Source organism: Chitinivibrionia bacterium (assembly GCA_009779925.1).
Classification (GTDB): Bacteria; Fibrobacterota; Chitinivibrionia; order Chitinivibrionales; family Chitinivibrionaceae; genus WRFX01.
The window spans coordinates 1-5,242 of record WRAZ01000073.1; the positions used below are offsets into that span (position 1 = coordinate 1).

Here is a 5,242-nt window from a genome sequence, read left to right on the forward strand (position 1 = left end):
AATGCGCGAACAACCTCTTGTGAAAGACGAAATTCACGCGTTAAATTTTGGACTTCCATACACACGTTTTTTGTCATCGTCTGCCGCCTCCGCCCGCGCTCGTCATTCCTCTCGGAGCGTTGGCGCCACCGCCCTGCTGAAGCGGATTTCGCGCGGTTGTGTTTCTTGTTGCCGCAGTGCCGCTTACTTCGATAACTATCACTTGGTCGCCGACTTCAAGCCCTGAGCGAACTTCTATCTGCGTGCCCGAACGCTCGCCTGTTTGTATCAGTCTTTCGGTCGGCGCTCCGTTTTCAAGCACCCAAACAGTTGCCTCTCTTGTTTGAGCGGCGCCTCCCTGTTGTCGATTATTTCGCTGTCCGCCTTGCCTGTTTCCGCGCTCGCCGCTACGTTCGCCGCGTTCTCTGTTTTGCGAGCCGCTTCGTTCTCTGTTTTGCCCCTGCTCCCGCTCTTGAGTTTGGCGTTGTTCACCTTGCTCCTGTCGTGCCTGCGCGCCTTGTTGCGCTCCTTGCAAACTTCTTGCCGCTGTCGCGTTTGACGGTCTGTATCTAAGCGCTCTTGCGGGAATTACCAATACGTTTTCAACGCCGCTCGTTATTATTTCGACGGTTGCCGTCATTCCCGGAAGCAAAAGTCCGTTTGAATTATCGGCGGTTATTACGGTAGTATAACTTACTGCGCCGCTTGCAGTGTTCGGCTGTATGCGAATTGACTGAACTTCTCCGAAAAATGCGCTGTCCATCCAAGCGTCAACGGTAAAACGCACTCTCATTCCCTCGCGAATTTGTCCGATGTCGGCTTCGTCAATGTCTGCCAAAACCTGCATTCGCGTTAAATCGCGGGCGATTGTAAAAAGCGCGGGAGCATTGAGCGAGGCGGCAATAGTCTGCCCTCTTTCCACCGAGCGCGAAAGAACAACCCCGTCGATAGGCGAGCGAATTGTAGCAAACCCCAAATTTGTCCTTGCCCTATTGTTGTCAATCCGAGCGATTCGCAACGAATTTTCGGCGCGCTGAAAATTAAATTTTACCTGCTCGTAATCGTCGGCGGAAATCATATTTCGCTCACGCATTACGTTTGCCCTCTCAAAAAGCGACTTCCGGAAATCAAATTCGCTCTGCGCCGAAGAAAGAGACGCGTCGCTTTGGGCAACCTGCAACTGCAAAACGCTTCTGTCCAAAATCGCAATTATCTGATTTGCGCTGACTTTGTCATTAAAATCTACCATAATAGTATCGATAATCCCTGAAACCTGCGTGCTGACTTCCACCTGTTCAAGCGGTTGCACCCTGCCCGTTGCGGTTATAGTGTTGCGAATGTCGCCGATAAAGACCGCTTCCGTTTCAAAACGAATTTGTGGCGCCCTTCTGTTAAAAAAAATCACCGCGCCTGCCACCGCCAAAACCGCAACAGATGCAATTATAACAACCCTTTTGATTTTCATATCAATCCTTACTTTTGTTTATCACTCGTCAGTTTGGATATTGCCGAGAATGTTTTTGTTACAGTCAAACGTGGAATTTGCGAACAATTCTTCGCAGTGCTTTTCATAAGAATAAAGAGATTGTGATTTCAGGATTTTTTTAACGTATTTTTCGCTGTCGTCAAACGAAAACCGCAAATATGTCCAAAGTTCTTTCATTTTGCCTAAAACGGGATTTTCGCCGTAATATTGCGATTTGTATTGCGAGCATAAATCATTAAGATAATCGTAAATTTTCTGTGTAGGATTTGCAAAGTCCTCGCCTTTTATAAGCCCCGTCAAAAGCGGATTTACCAGCGCTCCCCTGCCAATCATAACGGATTTGATTTTATCTCCGAAACGAGCCGACAAATTATTGAATTTCGCTAAAGAAAAGATATCGCCGTTGTATATTACACTTACAGCATTGCTCGAAATTTTTTCTGCAATCTCCTCAAATGCTTCAACATTTGCTTCTCCAGTGTATTGCATATCGGCAGTTCTCGGATGGATTATCAGTTCATCGACTTCGTGCTTTACTATAAGCGGCAAAACTTCATATATTCGTCTTTTGTCCGTCATTCCGAGGCGCACTTTCACGGATATTTCAAAGCGTTTGTCGGCGGCAATCGCACCCAATATGTCGTCAATCAAATCGGCTCTTTCGAGCAGTGCCGCTCCCTTGTTTTTCTTAACGACAACTGTTGCAGGACAGCCCATATTTACATTGATTTTTCTGTAGCCAAAATCATAAATCTTATCCAAAAACGGATACAAAACATCTGCTTTGTTCAAAAGAACTTGCGGTATTATCTGTATAGAATTTTCATTTTCGACAGGCAATAAATCGCTTAAAAGCCCTTTGCCGATACTTTGCGCCGCCGAGGGCGATACAAACGGCGCAATCGCCCAATCAAAATACGGAAAATGTTTATGATAAACCCTGCGAAAAGTCGCGTTGGTAATTCCGTGAAGCGGTGCGAGGATTAGTTCCATTATAAGGCGTTCCTTGCTCATTTCAAAATAGGATATATTGACAAAAAACTTGCAGGTGTTATTACTTTATCATCTTTCGGATGTAGCATTAAACCTACAACTGTCGCAGGATTACTATCGGGTTTCCAAAAAGCAGACACCAAAACATTGGTATCTATAACAACTGCTATCAAACTAATTCCTTCTGCTTTTTTATGTTTGAACGCGCTATAGATATTTCTTTTTCGATTTCTTTATCGCTCAATAAACCTCTGCCGACCGCCTCTTCTCTCATACCGTTAAATATATTCATAGTTTGAATACGGTCTGCCATTTTTAACCTGCGCCAAAAATTCCTGTCCATACTTCCTATTTTTTGCTTTGCTATAATTTTCATAAAAACCCCTTTTAACAAACATTTATACATTAAAATATCATTTGCCACTGACAAAAAACACAATTTTTCAAAAAACTTCCCACCGCCGCCGCAACAATATATTATTTTACCCGTGCGACAAAAAATGATTAATGGAGTCATAACCTCTGTTCTTCATATATTTTTATATTTTAAGTGATATGCATAATTGCCTATCAAATAGGTTGTTCTGCCTCTTTTTATCACTTAAATTTAAAGTATGTAAGTTCATTTTTTGTCGCAGAATTATGATTTCGGCGGAACAGCCTTTGCTGTTTTGCCAAAACTGCAACTTAAATGAAAGGAAAATCTATGCAGTTAAAAAGAGGTTTCGTAATGCTTGCAGTGGCAAGCGCGATGACGGTGTTTATGGGATGCGGAAACAGAGGCGCTTCAACTGCGCCTGCTCAAGCGCAAAGAGGCGAACAAAGTCCGTTTGGGGCAGTTTTTGAAGCGCCGTGTACCATACACGATTGCAACGAATGGTTTGCAGCAACAGGTATAGCAAACGGCTCCCGTGCACGTATGGATGTATTGCAACGTGCTGCACTAACTAATGCTCAAAATATGATTCGTCAAAAAATGCAACACGCTTACGAGGGAATGGTTGAAGATTACAACAGGATAACAGGAAACAATCAAGGCTCAGACGCGGATATGGACTTGGAAGCCGACGGAAGACAAATAATGGACTTAATTGTAAACAATACATTTACAGTTTGCGGTCCTAAATTTTCCTCTGTTGATGAAAGAGGACACGTCAGCTGTTTTATCGGCATTAGAATTAGCAAGGTAGATATGGCTAACCAAATGGTCGATATGATTGAAAACAAAGTTTCTAATTCGGAAAGAGAGCGTATTGCACTCCAAAGAGCAAATTTCCGTGAAAGATCATTAGCGGCAGTCAGAGAAGCAAGAGGAAATTGAAAAGGAGTAGAATTATGCTAAAAAATTTAATTGTTTTCTTTTTCTTATTGCTGTCGCTCGCGCCGTTATCACCTATAATGGCGCAGTGTCCCGACGCTATCGGACAAAGACCCGTATGGACAAACGGCAGACATCTTCCGCCAGAAACTAACGTATCTTATTTTCGCGTAATTTACGGCAGAGGACGAACTATTACCGAAGCGCGCGAACAAGCAAGGCAGGAAGTATTTCGGAGACGAAGCGTTATTACAGGCGAACACGTGCAAGTGCGAAATGAAAATTTGCAATCTAATAATACATTGGAAATCAAATACGATTTGGTATGTGAATTCCATCAAAGGCGCAAAGACGGCGGATATGATTATTGGCAATTAGTGCATATCGCCCGAAGTCCTGCATATACACTGCCACCAATTCCTCGTGAATATTTCGACAGATTGCATACTGCCGAACGAAGAGGATTAGGTTTCAAGCCGCTTGTTCCCGGTATGGCGCAGATTTACAAGGGCGATAAAGCCAAAGGTGTATTTTCTATCATCAGTATTTCGGCTTTATCAATAGCCATTATACCGACAGGAACAGCCGTAGGCTTGCGTAGAGATGACCTAAGCAGAGAATTAACAGAATATTGGAGAAGGCAACAACAAAACCCGACTTGGAACATAAGCCGTGATAGAGTAGAATACGCCGAAGACGAGCTTCGCAGAGCGAAAGCAGGGCGCAACGTAGTTATGTTTTCTGCGCTCGCTTTTTATGGTTGGAATATTATAGATGGTTTTACAGCAAAAAGCCGTTCAAATGACAACAGACGAGCATTTGCTCCAAATTCTGATTTCATGTTAATGCCATACGTTGACTCACAATCGAAATCGGGTGGTTTGGCAATTAGTTTTAAGTTTTGATATATATTTGGGCGATCTTGATGGTCGCCCAAAACCCCTGCTACTACAACCTCACGCCCCAACCCAAACAGCGAACTTTTCCCAGAAATTCCATTTGCTGTCTTTTTCCTGCGTACTTGTCGAAACTACGGGAATTTCGTCTGTAAGTTGATATATTTGCTTTATTGATTTAAGGTTTTTTGCCTTTTCGTTTTTGGTTAGTTTGTCGCTTTTGGTTAGGACTACAAAAATCGGAATTGGTAATTTAGATAAAAACTCTGCCGCTTCTTTATCGGCGTCTGTACCGCGCTCGCGACGGTAATCCAAAAGCCAGATTATACCCGATAAATTTTCGCGGTTTTTGCAATAATCCATAATTATTTTCGACAAGCCCGCCAATTGCGTTTTGCTCACTTTTGCATAACCATAGCCCGGCAAATCCACAAAGGAAAGATTGGCGTTAAGCGAAAAAAAATTCATAAGTTGAGTTTTACCGGGAGTCTGCGACACCTTGGCAAGCGCCCTTTCGCCGAAGATTAAATTAAGAAAAGACGATTTTCCGACATTGGAACGCCCCAAAAG

7 protein-coding genes are annotated in these 5,242 nt (G+C 43.3%); 2 read left to right on the plus strand and 5 right to left on the minus strand.

Translation table 11 applies throughout. The annotated features are described in order from the left end of the window. Positions 1–73: 73 nt before the first annotated feature. From FWE23_11190 to FWE23_11205, 4 genes are read right to left on the minus strand one after another with little or no spacing between them, the layout of a single operon-like run. Positions 74–1,444 (minus strand): efflux RND transporter periplasmic adaptor subunit, encoded by a 1,371-nt coding sequence (locus tag FWE23_11190; GenBank protein ID MCL2845990.1) that lies wholly within the window; start codon positions 1,442–1,444, stop codon positions 74–76. Positions 1,445–1,465: 21 nt separating this feature from the next. Further along, positions 1,466–2,458 (minus strand): tRNA-dihydrouridine synthase family protein, encoded by a 993-nt coding sequence (locus FWE23_11195; GenBank protein MCL2845991.1) that lies wholly within the window; start codon positions 2,456–2,458, stop codon positions 1,466–1,468. A 17-nt stretch (positions 2,459–2,475) separates the two neighbouring features. Continuing rightward, on the minus strand, positions 2,476–2,631 hold the full coding sequence (locus FWE23_11200; protein MCL2845992.1) for a hypothetical protein: 156 nt from the start codon (positions 2,629–2,631) through the stop codon (positions 2,476–2,478). After that, positions 2,628–2,834 (minus strand): hypothetical protein, encoded by a 207-nt coding sequence (locus tag FWE23_11205; protein ID MCL2845993.1) that lies wholly within the window; start codon positions 2,832–2,834, stop codon positions 2,628–2,630. Before FWE23_11205 ends, FWE23_11200 begins: the two co-directional genes overlap by 4 nt. Positions 2,835–3,164: 330 nt before the next feature. Here FWE23_11205 and FWE23_11210 point away from each other — a divergent pair, with 330 nt between their 5' ends. Beyond that, a complete protein-coding gene (locus tag FWE23_11210) occupies positions 3,165–3,779 on the plus strand; it encodes a hypothetical protein (GenBank protein MCL2845994.1) in 615 nt (204 codons plus the stop codon). Positions 3,780–3,793: 14 nt separating this feature from the next. Next, on the plus strand, positions 3,794–4,681 hold the full coding sequence (locus FWE23_11215; protein ID MCL2845995.1) for a hypothetical protein: 888 nt from the start codon (positions 3,794–3,796) through the stop codon (positions 4,679–4,681). Positions 4,682–4,732: 51 nt separating this feature from the next. Here FWE23_11215 and yihA read toward each other — a convergent pair. Then, positions 4,733–5,242, minus strand: a 510-nt coding sequence (yihA, locus tag FWE23_11220) for a ribosome biogenesis GTP-binding protein YihA/YsxC (GenBank protein ID MCL2845996.1), incomplete at its 5' end; no start/stop codon positions are given.